At 71.9% G+C, this 22265-nt stretch carries 21 protein-coding genes and 1 pseudogene; 8 read left to right on the top strand and 14 right to left on the bottom strand.

Annotated elements, in window-relative coordinates:
* The 7 genes from GXW79_RS20470 to GXW79_RS20440 form a co-directional block, all read right to left on the bottom strand.
* The coding region (locus GXW79_RS20470) for an MMPL family transporter (protein WP_211876312.1) at positions 1-1688 on the bottom strand (1688 nt) is incomplete at its 3' end.
* Positions 1685-2236, bottom strand: a complete 552-nt coding sequence (locus tag GXW79_RS20465) for a LolA family protein (protein WP_211876311.1) — start codon at positions 2234-2236, stop codon at positions 1685-1687. The genes GXW79_RS20470 and GXW79_RS20465, both read right to left, overlap by 4 nt.
* Positions 2233-3129: an LpxL/LpxP family acyltransferase gene (locus GXW79_RS20460; RefSeq protein ID WP_211876310.1), complete on the bottom strand. Its 897-nt coding sequence runs from the start codon at positions 3127-3129 to the stop codon at positions 2233-2235. Before GXW79_RS20460 ends, GXW79_RS20465 begins: the two co-directional genes overlap by 4 nt.
* Positions 3126-3410 (bottom strand): hotdog family protein, encoded by a 285-nt coding sequence (locus GXW79_RS20455; RefSeq protein ID WP_211876309.1) that lies wholly within the window; start codon positions 3408-3410, stop codon positions 3126-3128. The genes GXW79_RS20460 and GXW79_RS20455 overlap by 4 nt, the downstream gene beginning before the upstream one ends.
* Before the next feature lie 61 nt (positions 3411-3471).
* Complete coding sequence (locus GXW79_RS20450) at positions 3472-4800, bottom strand: AMP-binding protein (RefSeq protein WP_211876308.1); 1329 nt, start codon at positions 4798-4800, stop codon at positions 3472-3474.
* Positions 4790-5386: a hypothetical protein gene (locus tag GXW79_RS20445; protein WP_211876307.1), complete on the bottom strand. Its 597-nt coding sequence runs from the start codon at positions 5384-5386 to the stop codon at positions 4790-4792. Before GXW79_RS20445 ends, GXW79_RS20450 begins: the two co-directional genes overlap by 11 nt.
* Positions 5387-5659, bottom strand: coding sequence for a phosphopantetheine-binding protein (locus GXW79_RS20440; protein ID WP_211876306.1), 273 nt, complete (start codon positions 5657-5659; stop codon positions 5387-5389). It lies immediately after the preceding gene.
* Between the two features lie 228 nt (positions 5660-5887).
* Here GXW79_RS20440 and GXW79_RS20435 point away from each other — a divergent pair, with 228 nt between their 5' ends.
* The gene (locus GXW79_RS20435) at positions 5888-6697 is read left to right on the top strand and encodes a DUF3473 domain-containing protein (RefSeq protein ID WP_211876305.1); all 810 of its coding nucleotides are present in this window, start codon (positions 5888-5890) and stop codon (positions 6695-6697) included.
* A gap of 4 nt (positions 6698-6701) precedes the next feature.
* On the opposite strand, the gene GXW79_RS20430 is transcribed toward GXW79_RS20435, so the two are convergent.
* The 3 genes from GXW79_RS20430 to GXW79_RS20420 all read right to left on the bottom strand — a co-directional run bounded on the left by GXW79_RS20430 (position 6702) and on the right by GXW79_RS20420 (position 9693).
* On the bottom strand, positions 6702-7556 hold the full coding sequence (locus tag GXW79_RS20430) for a MipA/OmpV family protein (RefSeq protein WP_211876304.1): 855 nt from the start codon (positions 7554-7556) through the stop codon (positions 6702-6704).
* Positions 7550-8212: a methyltransferase domain-containing protein gene (locus GXW79_RS20425; RefSeq protein WP_211876303.1), complete on the bottom strand. Its 663-nt coding sequence runs from the start codon at positions 8210-8212 to the stop codon at positions 7550-7552. The genes GXW79_RS20430 and GXW79_RS20425 overlap by 7 nt, the downstream gene beginning before the upstream one ends.
* Positions 8213-8370: 158 nt before the next feature.
* The gene (locus GXW79_RS20420) at positions 8371-9693 is read right to left on the bottom strand and encodes a DUF1963 domain-containing protein (RefSeq protein WP_211876302.1); all 1323 of its coding nucleotides are present in this window, start codon (positions 9691-9693) and stop codon (positions 8371-8373) included.
* Positions 9694-9984: 291 nt separating this feature from the next.
* On the opposite strand from GXW79_RS20420, the gene GXW79_RS20415 reads away from it, so the two are divergent.
* Both GXW79_RS20415 and GXW79_RS21860 read left to right on the top strand, forming a co-directional pair.
* Positions 9985-10779, top strand: coding sequence for an enoyl-CoA hydratase/isomerase family protein (locus tag GXW79_RS20415; RefSeq protein ID WP_211876301.1), 795 nt, complete (start codon positions 9985-9987; stop codon positions 10777-10779).
* Positions 10780-10833: 54 nt separating this feature from the next.
* Positions 10834-11777, top strand: a pseudogene (locus GXW79_RS21860) (Bug family tripartite tricarboxylate transporter substrate binding protein).
* On the opposite strand, the gene GXW79_RS20400 reads toward GXW79_RS21860, so the two are convergent.
* Positions 11774-12949, bottom strand: a complete 1176-nt coding sequence (locus GXW79_RS20400; RefSeq protein ID WP_211876298.1) for an alpha/beta hydrolase family protein — start codon at positions 12947-12949, stop codon at positions 11774-11776. The pseudogene GXW79_RS21860 and the gene GXW79_RS20400 sit on opposite strands and share 4 nt — an antisense overlap.
* Positions 12950-13048: 99 nt before the next feature.
* Between GXW79_RS20400 and leuS the strand changes: the two genes are divergently transcribed.
* From leuS to holA, 3 genes are read left to right on the top strand one after another with little or no spacing between them, the layout of a single operon-like run.
* A complete protein-coding gene (leuS, locus tag GXW79_RS20395) occupies positions 13049-15619 on the top strand; it encodes a leucine--tRNA ligase (protein ID WP_211876297.1) in 2571 nt (856 codons plus the stop codon).
* Entirely contained in the window at positions 15609-16124 is a 516-nt protein-coding gene (gene lptE / locus GXW79_RS20390) for an LPS assembly lipoprotein LptE (protein WP_211876296.1), read from the top strand. The genes leuS and lptE overlap by 11 nt, the downstream gene beginning before the upstream one ends.
* Positions 16124-17140, top strand: a complete 1017-nt coding sequence (gene holA / locus GXW79_RS20385) for a DNA polymerase III subunit delta (RefSeq protein ID WP_211876295.1) — start codon at positions 16124-16126, stop codon at positions 17138-17140. The genes lptE and holA overlap by 1 nt, the downstream gene beginning before the upstream one ends.
* Before the next feature lie 171 nt (positions 17141-17311).
* On the opposite strand, the gene GXW79_RS20380 is transcribed toward holA, so the two are convergent.
* Together GXW79_RS20380 and GXW79_RS20375 are read right to left on the bottom strand one after the other, a co-directional pair.
* Positions 17312-17623, bottom strand: a complete 312-nt coding sequence (locus GXW79_RS20380) for an AzlD domain-containing protein (protein ID WP_211876294.1) — start codon at positions 17621-17623, stop codon at positions 17312-17314.
* Entirely contained in the window at positions 17620-18306 is a 687-nt protein-coding gene (locus GXW79_RS20375) for an AzlC family ABC transporter permease (protein ID WP_211876293.1), read from the bottom strand. The genes GXW79_RS20380 and GXW79_RS20375 overlap by 4 nt, the downstream gene beginning before the upstream one ends.
* 61 nt (positions 18307-18367) lie before the next feature.
* Here GXW79_RS20375 and GXW79_RS20370 point away from each other — a divergent pair, with 61 nt between their 5' ends.
* Both GXW79_RS20370 and GXW79_RS20365 read left to right on the top strand, forming a co-directional pair.
* Positions 18368-19594, top strand: coding sequence for a putative DNA modification/repair radical SAM protein (locus GXW79_RS20370; protein WP_211876292.1), 1227 nt, complete (start codon positions 18368-18370; stop codon positions 19592-19594).
* Positions 19594-21060: a UdgX family uracil-DNA binding protein gene (locus GXW79_RS20365; RefSeq protein ID WP_211876291.1), complete on the top strand. Its 1467-nt coding sequence runs from the start codon at positions 19594-19596 to the stop codon at positions 21058-21060. The genes GXW79_RS20370 and GXW79_RS20365 overlap by 1 nt, the downstream gene beginning before the upstream one ends.
* Here the strand turns inward: GXW79_RS20365 and GXW79_RS20360 are convergent.
* Entirely contained in the window at positions 20988-22160 is a 1173-nt protein-coding gene (locus GXW79_RS20360) for a glycosyltransferase (RefSeq protein WP_211876290.1), read from the bottom strand. The genes GXW79_RS20365 and GXW79_RS20360 overlap by 73 nt on opposite strands.
* Positions 22161-22265: the final 105 nt, after the last annotated feature.

The raw sequence follows: 22265 nt of genomic DNA, 5'->3' as shown, positions 1-22265 counted from the left end.
CCGGGCGCGAGCGGCGGCAGCGTGCGGCCGCGCGCCACGCCCGCGAGGAAGGGCTCGAAGGCCGCGGCGCGGAACGGCAGGCCGGCGCGCGCGGCCTCCATCGCTTCGCGCAGCGTGGCATCCTCGGGCAGCCCGGCCTGTCGCGCGCGCTGGGTGGCGGCACTCGGCACGTAGCGGGCGGGGTGGTCGAGCCCGGCCAAGCGCCCATCGGCAAGAAGCGGGGCCAGCGCTTGAGCGGCGCGTTCGCTTGCCTGCAGCGCGGCCTCGGCATCGGCGGCGGGCAGGACGATGAAGGTGCCGACATCGGGCGCGCCAAGGGCCGCGCGGAGTTCGGCATCCAACCGGCGCGGCGCCTCGGGGACCGGGCTGAGTGCGGCGATGTCGCGCTCGATGCGCGGACCGCCGATGATCACCAGCCCGGCCGCCGCTGCGATGAGAACGCCTAGCGCCGCGACGCGCGCTTGGGGCAGCGCCCGCAGCCCCGCGACGACCGCGCCGGGCAGCGGCCTTGCAGCGATGCCGAAGGGCTGCGCGAGGCGCGGCAGGACGTAGCGGGTGACCAGCACGCCAACCGCCAGCCCCACCGCCGCGAAGACGCCGAGCTGCCGCAACCCGGAGAACCCGGCGCCGAGCATCGCGACCATGCCGATGATGGCGGCGAGTGCGGCAAGCCGCAGCGTCGGCCAGATGCGCCTCGCTGTGGCCGTGAGCGGCTCCGCCCCCTCGCGCTGGGTCAGCAGCAGGATCGGGTAGTCGACCGCGACGCCCAGCATGGTCATCCCGAATCCGAAGGCCGCGCCATGCACGGCGCCGAACAGCGCCACCACGGCCCAGAACCCCGCCAACGTCCCGGCGGCGAGCGGCACGGCCACGAGGGCGACCATGGTCGGCGAGCGCGTGCGCCACAGCAGCAGTGCCGCGATCAGCACCGCCGAGAGGATGGATATCATCTCCACATCGCCGCGGATGGCGCGCGCCGCCTCGGCGGCGAAGACGCCCGGCCCGCTCAGAAGGAGCCGCGCCTGGCCCGGTGCGGCGGCCGCGAATGCCGCGCGGATGGTGTCGGCCGCCGCCTGCTGGCCGTCCGGGTCGAGCCCGTTGGCGCGGCTGCGCGCGAGCAGCAGGGCGCGCGGCGCGCCCTCGCCGCCGGCGAACCAAACGCCCTCGCGCAGGGTGACGGAGGACGTGCCGACCAACCCCCGCGCCAGTGCGATGAAGGCGCCCGGCGGGTCGGCGAAGCCGAACTGGCGCAGCAGCGGGGCGGCAGAGGAGCCCAGCCCGTCCAGCAGCGCCTCCAGCTTCGGGCGCAGTGCCGGCGCGGTGAAGATGGCGGGATCGGTCACCGGCGAGAGCAGGTAGCGGTACGCGAAGAGCTGCTCGCGCTCCGCCTCGCTCACATCCTGGGTGCCGTTCGCCAAGAAGGCGAATCGGCCGGAGGCGCGCAGTGCGTCGCCCACCGCGCGCGAGGTCCGCGCGAGCTCGGCGGGTTCGGCGCCCTCGATGCCGGCCAGCAGCAGGGTGGTGGCGGCGCCGCGCTGCAATTCGCCCAGCAGGAAGCGCGCCTCGGCGCGGTCGCTGCGCGGGAGGAAATCCGCCATGTCGCCGCCCGGGGGTGCCGCGCGAAAGGTCAGCGTCAGCGCCCCGAGCAGCAGGCCCAGGATCGCCAGCAGCGGCAGCCATCGCTTCACGGCCGCGCTTCGATCGACATGCTGGTGATGCCGCCGCGTTCCTGGGTCTCGACCGTGCCGATCTGCGCCCCGCGGCCGGTGATGATGATGGCCTGCACCGCCGCCGCCAACCGCGCCGAGCGCGGATACAGCGAAATGCGCCAGGACCCGTCGCCGGGCTCGCTGAAGCGCACATCGTAGAAGCTGGACAGCCGCGGCAGATCGCCGGCGAGGGTGCCGCGGATGGCCTCGACCAGCGCGCGCACCTCCGGCGCGGCGTCGAGGCTGAGCACCTGCCGCGTCCCGCGCCGTTCCAGCGTGAGCGTGTCCCCAGCGACGGTGAGGCGTTCCTCCACGGGCTCCGTGGTGTGCTTCTCGACCCGGTCCGGCGCCCGCCAGGACAGCGTGCCGCGCGAGGGCAGCACGCCCTCGAGCTCGGGGATCGCGCGGGTCTCGCGGAACACCGCGCGGCTCTCGCGCACGGCGGCGAGGCCGCGCATCACATCCTCGACGCCGGCGGCACGCGCGGGCATCGGCAACGCCAGCAGGAACAGGGCGCGGCGCCTCATGCGGGCTGCTCCTCCTGCCAGAAATCGTAGAAGTTGAACCAGTTGAACGGGTGGGCGCGGCACATCGCCTCCAGCCGCGTGGCGTAGCGGCCGAGCCATTCGGTCAGCGACGCCTCGCGCGCCGCGCGGTCGAGCGTGACGCGCTCGGCGAAGGGCTCGAAGCGCAGCGCGTAGCGGCGGGGGCCGAGCCAGGTGCCGAAGCAGAGCAGCACCGGCGCGCCGAGGATCGCGGCGAGCTGCAGCGGCCCGCCGGGGAAGGGCGCCTCGCGGCCGAGGAAGGGCACGCTGATCATGCGCTCGCCCCGCGGTGCCCGGTCGCCCAGGATGCCGATGACGCCGCCGCGCGCGAGGCACTCGCTCGCCTCGATCATCGCCGCGGGGTTGCCCAGCGAGATGATGTCGCGCGCCCGAGACGGGTCCAGCGCGTTGAACATCGCATGCGCGGCGTCCGCCATGTGGTGGTGCATCAGGATGCGGATCTCGACCGGCGCGTCGGCGCCGCCGATGCTGCGCAGCGCATCGAAGCTGCCGAAATGTGCACCCAGCAGGATGCAGCCGCGCCCGGCCCGGGCGTGTGCGCGCATCGCGTCCAGCCCCTCGATGGTGATGGCGTAGCCGGCGGTGCGGCCGGTGAGCAGGTAGGCGCGGTCGAGCAGCGTCGCTGCGAAGGCAAAATACAGCCGCCACATGTCGGCGAGGCCCGGTGCGCGACCCAGCGCGCGTGCGAGATAATGCCGCGACGCCCGGCGCATGCGCGACGGCGAGGAGGCCAGGTAGACCAGCGTGATCGGGTAGAGCAGCGCCTGCGCGGCGCGCCATCCCAGGCCAAGCGCGATCACCGCCATCACCCGCAGCCAGCCGCCGCCGCGCTGCGGTTGCGCGGTCCAGCTCACGCCGCGAACCGGGCTTCGATGGTGAAGGCGGTGACACCCTCGCGCGTGCCGGTGATGGCAACGACGCGCCCGGCACGCTCGGCAAAGCTCAGCTGCACCGTCTCGCCAGGCCGGACCGGGGCGAGGAACTTCGCGCGCAGGATTTCGGTGAGCGCGCCCAGCGCGAAGGCGGCCCGCGCGGCCTCGGACGCCGCATCGACCAGCATCACGGCCGGCACCAGGGGGTTGGCCGGGAAATGGCCGGGCAGGGCAGGGTGGTCATGCGCGATGGTGAAACTCATGCTGGCATTCGGGGAGGTCGGGCGGGTTCCGCATTGGTCAAGGCAGCGCGCGCCGCGCGCCTCACGCGCTCCCCTCGCGCAGCGCCGCGAGCGCCCGGCGCGACAATTTCCCCAGCGCGTCGCGGGGCAGCGCCGGCACCATCAGCATCGGTCGCGGCAGGAAGGCACTCTCCACCCGCTGGCGGAGTGCGGCGATGATCTGCTCGGGGGAATGGCCCGGGGCCACGACGAAGGCGGAGAGCCTGGCGCCCGGGTCGGCCTCGATGTCGTCGGGCGCCATGAAGACGCCGTCGCGCACGCCCTCGATCTCGCACAGGATGCGGTTGAGGCCGGCCAGCGAGGCGCGCTTGCCGGCAAGCTTCACGACATCGCTGCGCCGGCCGACCAGACGGAAGCGGCCCTCGGGCAGCGCTTCCAACGCGTCGGCGAGCGGCACCCGGTGCGGCAGGCCGGGCACGTCGACGATCGCGGCACCATCCTCGATCGCCACCGCGATGCCGTCATAGGGCAGCCAGGCCTCGCCATCGAGGGTGCGGCGCGAGGCGAGCGAGCCGGCCTCCGTCGCACCGTAGATCTCGAGAACGCGGGTGTCCCAGGCGCGCTCCGCCTGCGCGGCGAGGTCGGATGCCAGGGGCGCGGTCGCCGAGATCACCGCCTCGAGCGTGGGCAGTGCCACGCCGGCCTCGAGCTGGCCGCGGATCTGCAGCGGCGTGGTGACGAGCATGCGGCGGCCGGGCACCAGCGCCAGCGCTTCCGCGATGTCGGTGGGATAGAAATTGGCACCGCAATAGACCGCGGCCGCGCTGTGCAGCGGCAGCATGATGGTGGTCTCGAAGCCATACATGTGCTGCGCCGGCACGGTGGCGAGGATGGTGGCCGACGGGCCGTCGGCGTGGCGCAGCCCGAAGCGGTGCGCCGCGGCCTCGGCATGGCGGACCAGCGACCCCCAGGGCTTGGCGTGTGCGACCGGCAGCCCGGTGCTGCCGGAGGTGAAGGCGATGGCGGCGAGGTGATCGCCGGCGATCGCCGGCACCGGGCCGGCATCCGCACGCGCCCCATCGGGCACCACGCAGGGCAGCGGCCAGGTCGCGTCGGGGTTGTCGCCGATGATGGCGGTGGCGCCGTGGCTCGCCACCAGCTCCTGCACGCGCCGCGCGGAGCGGTCCGCCGAAAGCAGCGTGGTGTGCCCGGCAATCAGCGCCGCGGCGAAGCCGACCAGCGCCAGGTAGCGCTCGGCGCACAGGTTGATCACCGGCCCGCGCGCCGGCAGCCGCGCGGCGAGTGCCATGGCTTCGGCGAGGAAGGTCGCCACGGTGACTGGCTCGGCGCCGCGCCGGGCCAGGATCTCGCCGCCCGCGCGCTGCGTGAGCGGGATCATCTCAGCCGGCATGGCTCGCCCGCAGCATGCTGCGCAGCGTGCGCAACGGGGAGGCCGGCAGTGCCGGGAAGACCCGCGCGCGAAACGGGTGCTCGGCCAGGAACAGCAGGGGGATGAGCACGGCGTGCAGCGCCGCACTCGCCCCGATGCCGGGCCAGGCGCCGGACAATGCGGCCAGGTGCACCAGCGCCAGCCCGGCCAGCAGCACGGCCCACATCGCGGTCAGCCGCCACGCGTAGCGCCGGCATTCGGGGGGCACCGCGCCCAGTTCCGCGCGCATGTAGCGCGCGATCAGCGCCTCCCGCCCCGGTCGAAGGGTCAGGCCGAAATGCGCGGCGAGCAGCGTGTCGCCCACGAAGGGAAGGCTCGCGAGCATCCATTCCGCGACGCCCGGCCGCATCAGCATCAGCGCGAGGGCGGCGGCACCCAGCGCCACGGGCACCAGCACGACGAGCCGACGCGAAGGCAGCAGCGCAACAGCCACCAGGGCCAGCCCGGCGGCGGCCGCGGCATTGTTCTGGTGCGTCAGGCGCAGCGCCATCGCACCGGCGGCGATCGGCGCGGAGACCAGCAGCCGCGCGGCGAAGGCCGAGCGCATTCAGCGCGCCCGGTGCTTCTCGACGTGCGCCGCCAGGGTGCGGAGGCTCGCGAAGATGCGGTGATTGTGCTCGTCGTCGGAGCGTAGCTGGAAGCCGTAGGTCTTCGAGATCGCCAGGGCGATTTCCAGCGCGTCGATCGAATCGAGGCCCAGGCCTTCGCCGAACAGCGGTGCCTCGGGGTCGATCTCGGCCGGCGCCACCTCGAGGCGGAGCGATGCGACGATCAGCTCGGCCATCTCACCTTCAAGCGCCAGGCTGTCACGCACCGTCATGGATTTCCTCCAATCGTCTCATTACCCCATATCACAGGCCACGATCTCCGCCACTCACGGTACGGCTGGCGCAAAGGCGAATTACCAACACATAAGGAACGCCAACGACACAGGATCGAAACCGGATCAACGATGACGGCGTCCAAGAGTTGCGAAGAATATCAATCGCCAAGCGCCCTCACAAGGCTGCAGGACGCCCGCGCCGGGTGGTTCGCGCCCCTCCCGCCGGTGATCACCTTCACCGTCGACGTCGAGTCGGAGGGTCCGCGCGGGGACGCCGCCTGCGCCCGGATGACCGACGCGCTGATGGCCCTGATCGAGTCCGGTGGCGGCCGGGGCACCTTCTTCATCCTGGGCGAGGTCGCCCGGCGCAACCCGGGCCTGGTGCGCGAGATCGCCGCGCGCGGCCATGAGGTCGCGAGCCACGGCATGCATCACCGCCCCCTCGCGCGCAGTGGCCGGGCGGCGCTGGGCGACGAGCTGATCCGGGCGCGATCCGTGCTCGAGGAGATCGGCGGGGCGCCGGTGCTCGGATTTCGCGCGCCGCTGTTCTCGCTCGATGCCGGCAGCGCCTGGGCGGCGGGGCGCATCGCCGCGGCGGGGTTCGCCTATTCCTCCTCGGTGCTGCCGGCCTGGAACCCCCTGCATGGCTGGCCCGGCGCGCCGCGCCGACCCTTCCTGCACCCCGACGGACTGCTCGAGATCCCGGTCCCGCTCGGCCGGGTCGGGCCCTGGTCGATCCCGTTCCTGGGCGGGATGTACATGCGCTGGCTGCCGCCGTGGCGGATGAAGCAGTTCTCCCGCCAGAACGCGGATGCCGAGGCGCTGTGGTGCTACTGCCACCCCTATGACATCGACCCGGGCTCGGACCCCGATGTCGAGGATGCCGGCCACGGCCCGGTCGCGCGCTTCTTCCTGCGCCACAACCGCCGGCTGATGGCGCCGCGGCTGGCCGCGCTGATGGAAGGTCGGATCTCGCGCCCCTTCGCCGCGAGGCTCGCGGCGTTCCGTGCCGGCGCGGCGGTGTTCGCCGCCTGAGGGCTCAGTCGAAGACGTCGGTATCGACGGCGACGCGTTCTTCGGAGCGCCACAGCGAATAGGCGAAGCCCACCGTCGCCGAGGCGTTGACGTCGCGGCGGAACAGCGGGCTGTCGCGGTTCGCCGCGCCGCCGAAATAGTCGAGCCGCGCGGTCACCGCGGCCGACAGCCGCTCGCTGAGCGGGAAGCGGTAGGAGAGGCTGGCCCGGGCGCCGAGATAGCCCGCCTTGGCGCCGTAGGCGGGGCGGTCGGCGCGGGCGAATTCGGGCCTCACCTCGTAGAAATACTCCATGAACCGGTCCGAGGCGAAGGTGACGCCGAGCGTTGCGCGCAGGCGCGATAAGGGCAGGACGACGTTGCGCGCCTCGAGCGAGATGTCGGGCGAGAAGGTGACGCCGCGGAAGCTGATGGAGGTGAAGTCGGTCGAGAACACCGCCCGCACCGGCGTGTCCAGCAGCAGCCGCACCGGGTAGTCCCCGGCGGTGCTGCGCCAAAGCGTGAGGCGGAGCGTCGGCCCGATCTCGCCGAGCAGGTCGAGGTCGGGCATGCCGCGGCGGGCGTCGTTGTCCGATGAGGAGACCGGCAGCGACCCGGAGGCGCTGATCGAGAATTCGACATCGTCGCTGAGCGCGGCGCGCAGCCGCGCACCACGGTCGTCGCTGCGCAGGATCTCGCCGCGATAGATGAGGTAGGGGGCCGCAATGCCGCGCACGCGGCCCTCGCCGGCGGCGGGGTAGTCCGGCACGTAGCCGCCGCCGCCGGCGACGCCGATCTCGAGGACCGGCAGGCGCAGCTCCTGCGCGGCAGCACCCTGCGCGAGGGCGCAGAGCAGCAGGGTGGCGAGTGTTCGGCTCAGCATGGGGCACGCTCCGCAATCAGCAGCACATTGGGCAAGGGCGTGCCGGACCAGCAGGGCCGGATGCTGACGGAAAACCCCGCCGCCGCAAGGGGGGCGGCCAGTTCGGGCAGCGGCAGCGGCGCGATGGCGGCCTGCGCGCCCTCGCGCCGCAGCGTGCGGCCGATCCGCTCCATCGCGAAACCCACCTGGCTGCGCCAGCCGAGCGCCGGGTCGAAGGCGCGGACCAGCACGCGGGCCCGAGCGATTTGCGCCACGCGGGCGAGCAGGTCGCGCTGCAGGGCGGCTGGCATCTGGTAGAGCACGTCGATCAGCAGGACCGTATCGCATTCGGGCAGCGGCGCGCTGGCAATGTCGGCCGCCTCGAAGCGGGCCGGCAGCCCTGCCGCGGCACCCGCCGCATAGCTGATCTTGGGGCCGGCACGGTCGAGCCCAGTCACCTGGTTCGCGCGGCCGCCGAGCAGCAGGGCGAGGGCAAGCTGCCCATACCCGCACCCCAGATCCAGCACATGCCCGAAATCCGGCATGGCGAGTGCGAAGATCGCCGCATTCGCGGGGTCATGGCGCAGCTTGCCGCGCACGAAGCCCTGTGCGAAGCGGCCGGCGCCGGCGTAGCGGGCGGCGACGGTCTCGATCAGCGCGGCATTGACCGCGGTCATGCGGCCCTTCTCGAATCAGCGCGCGTCGCGCAAGCGTGCTCATGGCATGCCACTCTGGAGAGGCTGCGGCTCCTGACCATCAGATCTCTAGCCGCTCTTGAACGCGGCGGCAGGATGACGCGGCGCAGGAGCGGGCGAGCGGCAGCGGCGAACCGGCTTCACTGCGACTCCAACGTCATGATGCAGGTTGCGAAGTTCCCGGCTGCAAGATTGGCGGGCGTGATCCAGAACTGCAGAACGCCGACGTCCCCCCACATCCAAAACATCCCGTCATCGGTATCGAACTGACCAAGCAGAAGGTGATCCTCACCGAGCCGTTCGGGCGCGCCCTGCACGCTCCGACCATGGCCGAGGAGTTGGTGTCGTACCAGCAGCGGATCCTTACGCTTTCGCCGTGCAAATGGCGCATGTCGCCCTGCCAGCACAGGCAGCAGCCGCGCTGGCAGCAAGGATCGCGCGGCCTCGGGCGCATAGCCGAGCATTGCATCCGCCCCGGCCACGAAGGCCTTTCCGGTGAGCTCGTTGAGCTGCCGCAGCCTGAAGCTTGGAAAGGCCGGTCCGATCGCATCCGACCAGGCGCGGAAAGCCGCCCGCCGATCGGCCGTAACGCCCGTGAATGGGCCGGCCTGCGTGCCTTCCAAGTGCCAGGACGCCGCTTCGGTGAGGAAGCGCTCCGAATCAGACGTGCGGCCCTTAAATTCGGATATTTCCTTGAATTCGAGCTGTTTCATGAAGCTGGCAGCGAAGATCTGGATGTTGATCCAGGCATAGGGCCAGGTATCGTCGGGCACCCAAGCCACCTCCCTCTGCGCAAGCGGCAGCGGGTGGTCGCCGAGGCGCGGCAAATCTTTCTCCTCCCACCAGGTCGGATATTCCCACAGCGGCGCAGGCCCAAAGACGCCTTCGTAGGCCCTCCAGATCGCGGCATCGGCCGAGTTGCGGTGCCGCACACCATCCTTCCCGGTGATCTCGCGCCCGTCACGAGCATCCACCACAGTGCGCAGGCTGCTGCCTTCAACATTCCAGGAGGGGAAGCTGCGTGGCCCCTGGGGCGCTGGCACGCCTTTCGTTGGCGGCAACCAAGCACTGTCTGGCGGCACCCAGGGAAGATAAAAATTTGCGCTGTTGCCGTAGACGGATGGAACGTGCTCGGGCGGCTCCCGCGGCGGGATGGATGCGAGGCCCCCGGTCACATGCAGCACGGCAGAATGGCCTGGCTGATCGCAGCGGCTAAACAAGTCAGCGGTGTAGACAAAGAACAATAGCGCCCCGCTGGGCAGCCGATTTCGCGCTCGTGTCTTTGGCAGCGCGTCGAGGTCTATCTGCCCGAGGAAGCTCAACCCTTTCCCGTCCTTCGTGGTCGGCCATGCGACGTCGAGCGGCAGCCGCGGTTTGCCGCCCAGGAAGGACGTGCCGAGCCCCTCACTCGGCGGAAATACCCGCCGCAGGACGAACGCACCCCCACGCGTCTTCGGCAGCATAATGCGCTAGCTCCCCAGGATTTCCGGCACCCCGTCCCCTTTGCTGATAAGCGACGAGGGCAACGCGGGGCGATTTGTTGATACGCGGCATCACGTGTCAATTCTGTCATGACTATCGCGAAACTCTCCGACCCCGTGTCCGCGCCGAGCCAGTTCCAGCCAAAATCTTGGCACTCGTCGAAAGATGCGAGGGGCCCGTCGCAGCGAGCCAAGGCGACCGGAATCGCGTCGATTGACGCGCCGCGGGTAGGGAGATCGGATAGGAAGCGCACACGCCCTAGGAAGCCCGTCATGAGCCAAGAAATCGAAACTGACCTCCTCCACGAGACCCGAAGCGGCGGCATCGCCTGGACGGTTCTCAACCGCCCGCAGGCGCGCAATGCCATGACGTTCGCAATGTATGAGGGCCTGTATCGCCTGGCCGGCGAGATCGGCGCCGATCCGGCGATAAAAGCCTGGGTCATCACCGGCGCCGGCGAGAAGGCCTTTGCCGCGGGCACCGACATCAACCAGTTCCGCAGCTTCTCCGGCCCCGCCGATGCGCTGGCCTATGAGGAGAAGATCGACCGCATCCTCACCGCCATCGAGGGCTGCCCGAAGCCGACCATCGCCGCCATCTCCGGTGCCTGCACCGGCGGCGGGGCGGGGATCGCGGCGGTGTGCGACATGCGCCTGGGCGCGGCCAATGCGCGCATCGGCTTTCCCATCGCGAAGACGCTGGGCAATTGCCTGTCGATGGCGAATTACGCCCGCCTCGTCGCACTCATCGGGCCGGCCCGGGTGATCGACCTGGTCTACACCGCGCGGCTGATCGAGGCCGAGGAGGCCAAGGCCGCCGGCCTGCTCAACGAGATCCTGCCCGACATGGAGGCCCTGCACGCGCGCGCCGAGGCGCTGGCCACCACCATCGCCGGACATGCGCCGCTGACCTTGCGCGCAACCAAGGAGGCGATGCGCCGGCTGCGCGAGGACGCGCGCAACACGCATGGCGATGACCTGGTCACCATGTGCTTCACCAGCGCGGATTTCGCCGAAGGGGTTGAGGCGTTCCTCGCGCGGCGCCCGGCGGTGTGGCAGGGGAAGTAGCGTTTACCCGCGTGCCGAAGCCAGCGATCATCCGTGCAGACCCTGGAGGCTGCCATGCTGACCCGCCGCGCCCTGCCTCTGCTTGCCCTTCCCGTCACCGCCCGCGCCCAGCCGCGCTGGCCGCAGCGGCCGGTGAAGCTGGTGGTGCCCTTCGCTGCGGGGGGCATTATCGACGTGGTCGCGCGGATCATCGCCGAACCTCTCGCGCGCCGCTTCGGCCAGCCCTTCGTCATCGACAACGTCCCCGGCGCGGGCTCGACCATCGGCGCGCGTGCGGCGGCCCGTGCCGCGCCCGATGGCCAGACGTTGCTGTTCAACGGCGCCGCACATGTGGTGATCCCTGCGCTCTACCCCGATGCCGGCTTCGACGCGCTGGCCGATTTCATCCCCGTCGCGCTGGTGGGCGACCAGAGCTTCCTTCTGTGCGTCCACCCCTCGGTTCCGGCCCGCACGGTGCCTGAATTCCTTGCCTGGCTGCGCACGCGCCGCGGCGAGGCGACATTCGCCACCACCGGCATCGGTGCGGCCTCGCACCTGGCCGGTGAGCTGCTCAAGACCCTGGCGGGGGTGGACTTCACCGTGGTGCCTATCGCGGCACGCCCGCGGCGGTGACCGATTTCCTGGCCGGCCGGATCGACTTCATGATCGACAGCCAGACGCTGCTGGCGCCCTTCACGCGCGACAACCAGGTCCGCCCGCTCGCCGTCACCACGGCGCGGCGCTCCCGCCTGCTGCCCGATATCCCGACGCTCGATCAGGCCGGCGTGCCCGGCTACTCCGCCTCCTCCTTCCAGGTGCTGCTCGCGCCGCGCGGCACGCCGGGGGAGATCGTCGCGGCCCTGGCATCGGCGGTCGTTGAAGCGCAGGCCGATGCCGAGGTGCAGCGCCGCTTCGCCGATGCGGGGGTGGATATCCTCGCCGGCGCTGCGGCGCCCTTCGTGCGCGCCGAGGCCGACAAGTGGCTGCCGATCCTGCGCGCGAGCGGCGCGCGGCCCTAGCCGCCGCCGCAACCGGCCCGGCGCAGGCCGCGCGGCGCCGCCGCTTCCGGGGCCATCAGGAAGGTCAGCAGGCAGGCGCCGTAGGCCTGGGTGAAGCCGACCTCGCTGGCGCCGCCATGGCCGCGGATCGCGGCGCCGGGGCGGATCAGCAATGTGGGTCCGGTGCGGCGCGCCGCCAGCGCCTCGACCAGCGCGGTCCGTGCGGCGACATCGGGGTCAAAGGGATCATCGTCGAACAGCGCCACGGCGAGGCGCGGCCGGGCATCGGGGAAGCCGGCGAGCGCGCGGCGGAAATCATCGACCGCGGCGCCCTGCCCCGTGCCCTGCGCACCATGTGCGGCCGGCGCCGTGGCAACCACCGCATCGACCGACTCGGGCATCGCGCCGGCCAGCAGCAGCGATTGCCAGGCCCCGCGCGACTGCCCGGCGAGCACGACCCGGCGATAGCCCGCCCCGCGCAGCAGCGGCGCCTCGCGCAGCAGCCGGGGCAGCGAGGAGGCGAGGTCATCCTCGAGCGGGCTGCGGTCGAAGCGATACACGTCCCAGCCGGCATCGTTCAGCAACGAGACGAAGCCTGGCGCCGGAGAATTGCGGCTGTCCACGTCGCGCCCGCCATAGCCATGGCTCCACAGCAGCACGCCGGCGGCGCGCTCGGGCCCGTGGCGCCAGTGGAAGGGGCTGGCGCGGAAGGGGCCGAGCGTCTCGGTGCGCGCTTCCATCACCGCCGGCTGGCCTTCGGGTGCCAGGTCGGTCGCGAGGATGCGGCAGGTGGTGCCGTCGGGCGTATTCGCGCGATCCTGGCTCTCGCACAGGCTGCCGGCGTCGCGCCGGGCGGCCTCCGCGCTCGGGCGGCCGCTCACGAAGCGCCAGCGCAGGACGCGGCCATTGGGCGCGGCCGCGATCACGAAGGCTGCGTGCGGTACCGCGCCGCGATAGTGCAGCGCCCAGCCGGTGACCGTGCCGGCGCCGGCGCCGGGCGGCAGCGACGCGGCGGAGAATGCGGTGCGAAACGCCTCGAATCCGCCCCCGCGCGGCGGCAGCGCGCGTTGCGCGGGGGGCGTCGCGGGCTGCCGCGGTGGGCTCGGCGCCGGTACCGGCTCGGCACGCTGCGCCGCTGCGCCATGCGCCAGCAACGGCAGCAGCAGGGCGACGGCGCGCAGGGTGCGGATCATGGGCGGACCGTCTTGCATCCCGCCCGCTTGCGCAATGGGGGCTGGAAAACCGCGCAGGGCGGCCCTATGCCACCTGTCCTTCCTTGAGATTGCCCCTGCATGTCCGACGCGCCTGCCCCTCGTTATGATTTTCGCGCCGCCGAGCCCGGCTGGCAGCAGGCCTGGGACGACCGCGCCTGCTTCGTGGTGCCCGACGTGCCGGACCCCGGGCGGCCCAAATACTATGTGCTGGAGATGTTTCCCTACCCCTCCGGCAAGATCCACATGGGGCATGTGCGCAACTACACGCTGGGCGACGTGGTGGCGCGCTACAAGCGCGCGCGCGGCTTCCAGGTGATGCACCCGATGGGCTGGGATGCGTTCGGCCTGCCCGCCGAGAATGCGGCGCGCGAGCGCAACATCCATCCCGGCGCCTGGACCTACGCCAACATCGCCGCGATGCGCGCCGAGCTGAAGCGCATGGGCCTCTCCATCGACTGGGCGCGCGAATTCGCCACCTGCGACGTCGGCTACTACGGCCAGCAGCAGAAGCTGTTCCTGGATTTCTGGAAGGACGGCCTGGTCGAGCGCAAGGAGAGCTGGGTCAACTGGGATCCGGTGGACGGCACCGTGCTGGCCAACGAGCAGGTGATCGACGGGCGCGGCTGGCGATCGGGCGCGGTGGTGGAGAAGAAGCAGCTCAGCCAGTGGTTCTTCGCCATCACCAAATTCGCCCCCGAGCTGCTGGAGAGCCTAGCCACGCTCGACCGCTGGCCGGAGCGGGTGAAACTGATGCAGGCGAACTGGATCGGCCGCAGCGAGGGCGCGCGGGTGCGGTTTCCCATGGTGGAGCCGCAGGCGGGCGTCGACGAAATCGAGGTCTTCACGACGCGCCCGGACACGCTGTTCGGCATGTCCTTCCTTGCCGTCGCCGCCGAGCATCCGCTGGCCGCCGCGGCCGCCGAACGCAGCGCGGACGCCGCGGCCTTCATCGCCGAATGCCGTTCGATGGGCACGAGCGCGGTTGCCATCGAGCAGGCGGAGAAGCGCGGCATCGACACCGGCTTCCGCGTCGCGCACCCCTTTATCGACGGCGCGACCTACCCGGTCTGGATCGCGAATTTCGTGCTGATGGAGTACGGCACGGGGGCGATCTTCGGCTGCCCCGGCCATGACGAGCGCGACTATGACTTCGCTGCCAAATACGGCCTGACCATCACGCCGGTCGTGCTGCCGCCGGGCGCCGATGCGGCCACCTACGCGCTGCCGGGCAAGCCCTATGTCGATGACGGCACGCTGTTCAACTCCCGCTTCCTCGACGGCCTGCCGGTGCCCGAGGCGAAGCGCGCCGCGATCGCGAAACTTGAAGCGCAGGGCCAGGGCCAGGGCGTGGTGAACTGGCGCCTGCGCGACTGGGGCGTCTCCCGCCAACGCTACTGGGGCTGCCCGATCCCGGTCATCCATTGCACCGCCTGCGGCCCGGTCCCGGTGCCGGACGATCAGCTGCCCGTCGTGCTGCCCGACGACGTCACCTTCGACCGGCCAGGCAATCCGCTTGACCATCACCCGACCTGGAAGCATGTCGATTGCCCCCGCTGCGGCACGCCGGCCAGGCGCGAGACCGACACCTTCGACACCTTCGTCGACAGCTCCTGGTACTATGCCCGCTTCTGCTCGCCCGATGCCGAGGTGCCGGTGATCCGCGCCGCGGTCGATGGCTGGCTGCCGGTGGACCAGTATATTGGTGGCATCGAGCACGCGATCCTGCACCTGCTCTATTCGCGCTTCTTCAGCCGCGCGATGCGCGAGACGGGCCACCTTTCGGTCTCCGAACCCTTCGCCGGCCTGTTCACCCAGGGCATGGTGACGCACGCCTCGTTCAAGGGCGCGGATGGCCGCTGGCTCTACCCGAACGAGGTGCATCTGCGCCAGGACGGCACCACGGTGCACAACGAGACCGGCGAGGACGTCGCCGTCGGCCGCGTCGAGGCGATGAGCAAGTCCAAGCGCAACACGGTCGACCCCGGCGTCATCATCGACCGCTACGGCGCCGACACCGCGCGCTGGTACATCCTGTCCGACAACCCACCCGACCGCGACATGGAATGGACGGAATCCGGCGTCGCCGGCGCCTTCCGCTTCACCCAGCGCCTGTACCGCATCGCGGAAGCCGCGCTCCCGCGCGCCGATGAAGCCGGCGAGGAGCGCGCGACGCGCGACCTGGCCCGCGCCACCCACCGCGCCATCGCGGCCGTGACCGATGCGCTGGACAGCTTCTCCTTCAACGTCGCGGTCGCGAAGCTCTACGAATTCGCCAAGGCGATCGAGGAGGCGAAAGCCGCCTCGGGTGCGGCGCTGATCGAGGCGCTCTGCGTCATGGCGCGCCTCGCGGCACCGGCGATGCCGCATCTGGGCGAATCGATGCACGCGCTGCTGCGCCCCGGGGCCGGCCTGGTCGCCGAGATGCCCTGGCCGGAGGCGGACCCCGAGATGCTGCGCGCCGATACCGTGACGCTGGCGGTGCAAGTGCTGGGCAAGCTGCGCGCCACCATCGAGGTGGCGGTGGACGCGGATGAGGAAACCGTGTTCCGTCTGGCCGCTGCCGAGGAGAACGTCCTCCGCGCCATCGGCGACAAGCCCATCCGCAAGCGCATCCATGTTCCGGGAAGGATCGTCAACTTTGTGGTCTAGGCGCGCTTTCCTCGCCGGCGGCACCGCCCTGGCGCTGCCCGGATGCGGCTTCCGGCCCCTCTATGCGACCGGGGGCGCCGGGCCCTCGGCCGATGTCGCGCGCGAACTGTCCGCGGTGCGCGTCGCGCGCGTGCCCGACCGCAACGGCCAGATCTTTCGCCGGGCGCTGGAGGAACGCTTCGTCACCACCGGCACCCAGGCACGCTACGATCTGCGCGCGGGTGTCGCCTTCGCCGCCGAGATCGAGGGCTACCGCCGCGATGGCACGCCCTCACGCGTGCGCTATGTCGGCACCTCCGCCTGGTCGCTCTACACCATGGCGACGCCGCCGGTGCTGCTGAGCAACGGCACCGAGCGCGCCTTCGACGCCTATGGCCTGCCGGAGAACCAGTTCTTCGCCGCCGACAATTCGCGCGACGCGATGGAGCGCCGCCTGGTCGAGCAACTCGCCGAGGATCTGGCGCGGCGCCTGGCCATCTATTTCGCGAACCGCCCGGCCGCCTGATGGCCAAGCTCGACGCGCGGCGCATCCCGGGCTTCCTCGCGGAGACCGGTGAGACGCGCGTGGTGCTGCTGCATGGCGAGGACCAGGGGCTGGTGCGCGAACGTGGCGCCGCACTCGTGCAGCGCGTGGCCGAGGGCGACGCCTTCCGCATGGTCGACATCGCGCGCGAGGCGGCGGCAAAGGATGCCGGGTTGCTCGCTGCCGAGGCATCGACGCCCGCACTCACCGGCGGGCGGCGGATCGTGCGGGTGCGCGACGCGACGGATGGCTTGGCCGCCGCCGCCAAGGCCGCCTGTGCCGGGCTCGGCCCGGGGATCGTGCTGCTGGAGGCGGGCGAGCTCGCCGGCAACAAGGGCTTGCGCCTCGCGCTCGAGAAGCACGAGGCCGCGGCGGTGATCGCCTGCTACCCGGAGACCGGCGCGGCGCTGGAAACCGCGATGGCGGCGACGCTCACGGGGCTCGGCGTGCGCGCGGAACCCGCCGCCCTCGCCTGGCTGGCCGCGCGCCTGGGCGAGGACCGCATGGTGATGCGCCGCGAACTGGAGAAGCTGGCGCTGTATGCCGGACCCGGCGCCCTGATCACGGAAGAGGACGCGGCCGCCTGCATCGCCGGCGGCGCGCAGCTCGACATGGATGAGGCGTTGCTCGCGGCATCGGGCGGGGATGTCGCGCGCGCAGACGCCGCGCTGGATGCTGCCTTCGCCGAGGGGGCGAATGCAGTCCAGCTGGTGCGCGCGACGCTGCGCCACATGCAGCGGCTGCAGGCGGCGGCCGATGCGGTGGCCGGCGGGGCCTCGCCGGGCGATGCGTTGGCCGGGTTGCGGCCGCCAGTCTTCTTCAAGCAGCGCGGCGCCATGGAGCGCGCCTTGCGCCTTTGGTCCCCCAACGCCCTGGCCGCCGCCGGCGCCGCGTTGCTGGAGGCCGAGCGCCGCACCAAGACCACCGGCATGCCCGATGTGGCGGTGGCCCGCAACGCGGTGCTTGGCATCGCGCGGATGGCCGCGCGTCGCCGCTAAACCTGTTCCTTTGTTCGGTCAAAAGCGCCGTTCCTCCGCCCCGGCCGCATATCTCCATGGTGGGGCGGTGGTGGCGGGGTCAAGGTTCGCCGCAGGCGACCGGCGAAGCCGGCGCGCAGCGTCCTTGATGCCGCCGCCGCCCTGCCACGCTCGATGCAACCGGGGCTCTGTTCATCCCACCAGAACCACCGCCACCAGCCCGATCGCGAGTGCTGGCAGCAACCGCTCGCGCAGCAGGAAATAGGCCGCCACCCCCACGCCCAGGCCGACCAGCCGCGCATGCAGCGGCAGTTGCGCAAGCGCCCCGGTCGGCGCCAGCACGGCGAGGACGACAAACACCGCCAACGTCGCCTGCGCCACGCTCGACGCCCAGGCGATGAAGGGGTGGTCCGCACGCAGCCGCCCCGCCAGCAGCACGCCGGCGAGGCGTAGCACCAGGCAGGCGAGCCCTGTCAGCAGCAGCGCGAGATCGGGCTCGCTCACGCCCGCCGGTGCCCGATAAGGAAGGCGACGGTCCCACCGATCAGCCCTGCGGCGAGCAGCCCCCAGGCCGGCGGCAGCACCAGCGCGAGGGGGGCGGCCGCTGCGCCTGCCAGCAATGCGCGGCGCGGTCCCGCCCGGGTGAGGTCGGCCGACATCAGCAGCGCGAAGTAGAGCGGGTTGGCGAAGACCAGCGCGGTGCGCAGGGGCGCCGGCATCGCGCCCGCCAGAACATGCCCCGCCACGGTGCTGGCCCCTGCGATGAGGAAGGCGCCCGCGCAGAACCCCGCGAACCAGGGCAGCCGCGCGGAGACCGGCTGATCCGGCAGCACCCGCATCGCCGCCGCCCAGGTGGTGATGGAGATGAAATGGGCGAGCAGCAGCGGCCTGGTGTCGCCATCGCGCCGGCGCAGCCACGGTGTGAGCGCGACCGCCATCGGCAGGAAGCGGGCATTCACCGCGACCGCGCCCACCACCGTCGCGATGACCCCGCCCCCGGCACTGGCCGATTGCAGCACCACCAACTGCCCGGGCATGCCGTAGACCGCCCAGGCGCAGGCCAGCGCCCAGCCGGCTGACAGCCCCGCCTCCCGCACCGCCGCGCCAAAGGCGAGGAACGTCGCGCCCATCGCAATGGCGGGGGCGGCGAGGGCGGCGCGGGCGCCCAGGAACACAGCGGGATGCATCCTGCGATGCTGGCAGGAAAGTGAGGCTTGCCTAGTCCCGGATTGCGAACATATAGGAAACATGGACCTGTTGCGCAAACTCGAGATCCTGGCCGATGCGGCGAAGTACGATGCGTCCTGCGCGTCGTCGGGCACCGACAAGCGGGACAGCCGCAAGGGCGGGCTCGGCAGCACCGAGGGCTCGGGCATTTGCCACGCCTACGCGCCCGATGGGCGCTGCATCTCGCTGCTCAAGATCCTGCTGACCAATGCCTGCGTGTTTGACTGCGCCTACTGCATCAACCGCGCGACGTCCAACACGCCGCGCGCCCGCTTCACGGTCGACGAGGTCGTCCAGCTCACGCTGGATTTCTACCGGCGCAACTGCATCGAAGGGTTGTTCCTCTCCTCAGGCATCATCCGCGATCCGGACTACACGATGGAGCAGCTGATCCGCGTGGTGCGCTGTCTGCGCGTCGACCATGGCTTTAAAGGCTACATCCACCTCAAGACCATTCCCGACGCCGATCCGGGCTTGCTCGCCGAGGCCGGGCTGCACGCCGACCGACTGTCGATCAACATCGAGCTGCCACAGGCCGCGAGCCTCGCGGCATTGGCGCCGGAGAAGAATTTCGCCGACATCCATACTGCCATGGGCGGGCTGCGCACGCGCATCGCCGATGCGAAGGAGGCGAAGCGAGGCGAACGCCGTATCCGTGCTCCGCGCTTCGCCCCGGCCGGGCAGTCGACGCAGATGATCATCGGCGCGGATGCCTCGGATGACGCGACGGTGCTCGGCACCAGCGTCGGCCTCTACAGCGGCTACGGGATGCGCCGCGTCTACTACTCGGCCTATTCGCCGATCCCGGATGCCTCGGTCGCGCTGCCGCCACGCGCGCCGCCTCTGGTGCGCGAGCATCGCCTTTACCAGGCCGACTGGCTGCTGCGCTTCTACGGTTTCTCGCTCGACGAGATCGTGGCCGGCGGCGAGGGCGGCATGCTCGACCTCGCGATCGACCCCAAGCTTGCCTGGGCGCTGAAGAACCGGGCGGATTTCCCGGTCGACGTGAACCGCGCGGCGCGCGAGATGCTGCTGCGCGTACCCGGGCTTGGGGCCAAGACGGTGGGGCGCATCCTGGCCACGCGGCGGCATCGCGGCCTGAGGGTCGATGACCTGGCGCGGCTGGGCGTGCGGCTCGCCCCGGCGCTGCCCTTTCTCGTCGCCTTGGATCATCGGCCGCGCATGCTCGACGGGGCGCATCTGCGCGCGCAACTCACCCCGGCGCCGGTCCAGGGATCGCTGTTCTGATGGCCTATTCTGTCGTCCTGGCCGGACCGGTGGATATCGATGGCTGGCGCGCGGCCGCGCGCGACGCCTGGCGTGCCGGCATCTCCCCCGACCGCCTCGTGTTCCATGTCCCCGGCGAGGCCGGAGACCTGTTCGGCGGCGAACCACCCCCGCCACCGCGCGCGGACGCCGCGATGCCGCTGGTGCCGCGCGACTTCCTCGCGCTTGCCGAGGTCGCGGTGCGCCATCGCGACCCCGCGCGTTTTGCGCTGCTCTACGATGTGCTCTGCCGCATCGCGGGCGGCGCGCGCGGGCTGCTCGACGACGCGGCGGACCCCGTGGTGGCGCGGCTGCGCGACATGGCCAAGGCGGTGCGGCGTGACGCGCACAAGATGCACGCCTTCGTCCGCTTCACCGAAATCGAGGGTCCCCGCCACGTCGCCTGGTTCGAGCCCGACCATTACATCGAGGAAGCCGAGGCCGGCTTCTTCATCCGCCGCTTCGCCCAGCTGCGCTGGTCCATCGCGACCCCGCGCCTGAGCCTGCATTGGGATGGCGCCGCACTCAGCATCGGCCCCGCCGGACGCCGCGACGCGCTGCCGCCCCCCGATGCCGGCGAGGCGCTGTGGCGCGCCTATTTCGGCGCGATCTTCAACCCCGCGCGGCTGAAGCCCGCCGCGATGCGCGCCGAGATGCCCGAGAAATACTGGAAGAACTTGCCCGAGGCGCAGGACATCCCGCGCCTGATCGCCGAGGCGCCCTCCCGCGTCCGCGCGATGGTCGCGGCCGGCGCGGCCGCGCCCAACCCCAACCCGCAACGCCGGAGGACCCCCATGGCGACATCCACCGAAGGCTTCGCGGAATTGCGCGCGCAACTCCTCGCCGCCGACCTGCCCGAATGGGCGTCACGCGCGACCCAGCCGGTGATGGGCGAAGGCCCGGTCGGCGCGGCGCTGATGCTTGTGGGCGAGCAGCCCGGCGACGAGGAGGACCTCGCCGGCCGCGCCTTCGTGGGCCCCGCCGGCCGCCTGCTCAACGCGGTGCTGGAGGAGGCGGAGGTGCCGCGCGACGCCCTGTTCGTCACCAACGCGGTCAAGCACTTCAAGTACACCCAGCAGGGCCGCCGCCGCCTGCACCAGACGCCCGATGCCGGCGACATCACGCGCTACAGGCCCTTCCTGCGGGCCGAGGTGGCGCTGGTGCGACCGCGCCTGGTCCTCGCCCTGGGGGCCACGGCGCTGCGTGCGCTTACCGGTCGCGCCATGCCGGTGACGAAAAGCCGCGACCTGCACCTGAAGACCGCGGACGGCATGGATCTGCGCGCCACCGTCCACCCCTCCTACCTGCTGCGCCTTCCCGACGCGGTGGCGCAGCGCGCGGAGCGGCAGCGCTTTGCTGCCGATCTTGCTCGGGCCTATGGCGAGGCGACGCAGACCGGCGGCGCGGCGCATGCGGGGGGCGGGGCGAGCGGCGCCAACCGGTCGTAGAGTGCCACCAGCCGCACCGCCTCAGCCGACCAGGAAAACCGGGTAAGCGCCGCCTCGCGCCCCGCCGCGCCCAGGCGCGCGCGCAGTGCCGGGTCGGCAAGGTCTTCGACGGCCGCCGAGATCGCGCGCGGGTCGCCGCTATCCACCAGCACGCCGCAGCCGGCCGCCCGCACCACGGCCGCCACTTCGGTCGCGAAGGCCGGCGCGATCACCGGCAGCCCGGCCAGCATGCAGTCGAACAGCTTGTGCGGCAGCGCGAGGCGGTGATTCTCCTCGCCCCGCTGGAACAGGACGAGGCCGACATCGCAGCCAGCTGCCATCGCGAGCGCGTCGACGCGCGGCTGCCAGCCATGCCGCTCGATGCGCGCGGTGAGGCCCAGGCGATCCGCCTCGCGGGTGAACGCCGCCTCACTGCCATCGGTGAAGCGGCCGAGCAGCACCAGGCGCGTGTCCGGCTGGGTCAACGCGAGTGCCGCCAGCATCTCCGGCCAGCCGCGCGCCCGCGTCAGTGCGCCGAGATGGACCAGGCGCAGCGGCCCCGCACGATGCCGGCGCGGCGCGACCGGCAGCGCATCGGCGTGATTGCGCACCGGCACGCAGCCTGCGCCGCGCCCAAAATCCTCCGCCAGCCCATCCTTGGCGACGACTACCGCATCCGCCCGCGCGGCCATCGCCCGGCAGAACAGCCTCAGCGCCGCGCGCGCGGGCGGGCGCAGCGGCCCTGGCAGCACGCCGTCAAGTCGCGAGGGGTAATGCTCATGCACATCGATCACCAGACGCGCGCCGCCGCGCCGCGCCGCGAGCCAGGCCGCGACCCAGGCATCGGGTTCCGAGGCGTGCAGCACCGTCGCCCCCGACGACGCCGCGCGCCGCGCCAGTGCCGGGATGCCGCGCAGCCGCGCCCAGCGTCCCTGCGCGCGGGCGAAACTCTCGATGGCGACGCCCGCAACCATCGCCGGCGGTGCGGCGGCGCCGGACGGGCAGAGGTGCCGCACGCGCCAGCCGGCGGCGGCGAGCGCGGCGCCCTCCTTTACGACCACGCGCACGTCATCGGGTGGATGCGCGGCGGAGAGCATCAGCACCAGCGGCGGCGCCGTCACGGCAGAAACTCGGAGAGGTGCGCGACCATCCGTGCGCCCGCCTGCCCGTCCCACAGCGGCACCGGCCGCGCGCGCGGCCAGTCGCCGCGCAGCACCGCCGCGGCC

Source organism: Plastoroseomonas arctica (assembly GCF_018128965.1).
Lineage (GTDB): Bacteria > Pseudomonadota > Alphaproteobacteria > Acetobacterales > Acetobacteraceae > Plastoroseomonas > Plastoroseomonas arctica.
This window is presented reverse-complemented; position numbering and strand designations above follow the sequence as displayed.

Bases quoted from the DNA above. Each gene is read 5' to 3' on its own strand.
- holA (WP_211876295.1), top strand. From the start codon at position 16,124: ATGGCCAAGCTCGACGCGCGGCGCATCCCGGGCTTCCTCGCGGAGACC.
- GXW79_RS20425 (WP_211876303.1), bottom strand. From the start codon at position 8,212: ATGACCGCGGTCAATGCCGCGCTGATCGAGACCGTCGCCGCCCGCTAC.
- GXW79_RS20415 (WP_211876301.1), top strand. From the start codon at position 9,985: ATGAGCCAAGAAATCGAAACTGACCTCCTCCACGAGACCCGAAGCGGC.
- GXW79_RS20375 (WP_211876293.1), bottom strand. From the start codon at position 18,306: ATGCATCCCGCTGTGTTCCTGGGCGCCCGCGCCGCCCTCGCCGCCCCC.
- GXW79_RS20400 (WP_211876298.1), bottom strand. From the start codon at position 12,949: ATGATCCGCACCCTGCGCGCCGTCGCCCTGCTGCTGCCGTTGCTGGCG.
- GXW79_RS20465 (WP_211876311.1), bottom strand. From the start codon at position 2,236: ATGAGGCGCCGCGCCCTGTTCCTGCTGGCGTTGCCGATGCCCGCGCGT.
- GXW79_RS20370 (WP_211876292.1), top strand. From the start codon at position 18,368: ATGGACCTGTTGCGCAAACTCGAGATCCTGGCCGATGCGGCGAAGTAC.
- GXW79_RS20420 (WP_211876302.1), bottom strand. From the start codon at position 9,693: ATGCTGCCGAAGACGCGTGGGGGTGCGTTCGTCCTGCGGCGGGTATTT.
- GXW79_RS20455 (WP_211876309.1), bottom strand. From the start codon at position 3,410: ATGAGTTTCACCATCGCGCATGACCACCCTGCCCTGCCCGGCCATTTC.
- GXW79_RS20445 (WP_211876307.1), bottom strand. From the start codon at position 5,386: ATGCGCTCGGCCTTCGCCGCGCGGCTGCTGGTCTCCGCGCCGATCGCC.
- GXW79_RS20430 (WP_211876304.1), bottom strand. From the start codon at position 7,556: ATGCTGAGCCGAACACTCGCCACCCTGCTGCTCTGCGCCCTCGCGCAG.
- GXW79_RS20450 (WP_211876308.1), bottom strand. From the start codon at position 4,800: ATGCCGGCTGAGATGATCCCGCTCACGCAGCGCGCGGGCGGCGAGATC.
- GXW79_RS20440 (WP_211876306.1), bottom strand. From the start codon at position 5,659: ATGACGGTGCGTGACAGCCTGGCGCTTGAAGGTGAGATGGCCGAGCTG.
- leuS (WP_211876297.1), top strand. From the start codon at position 13,049: ATGTCCGACGCGCCTGCCCCTCGTTATGATTTTCGCGCCGCCGAGCCC.
- GXW79_RS20365 (WP_211876291.1), top strand. From the start codon at position 19,594: ATGGCCTATTCTGTCGTCCTGGCCGGACCGGTGGATATCGATGGCTGG.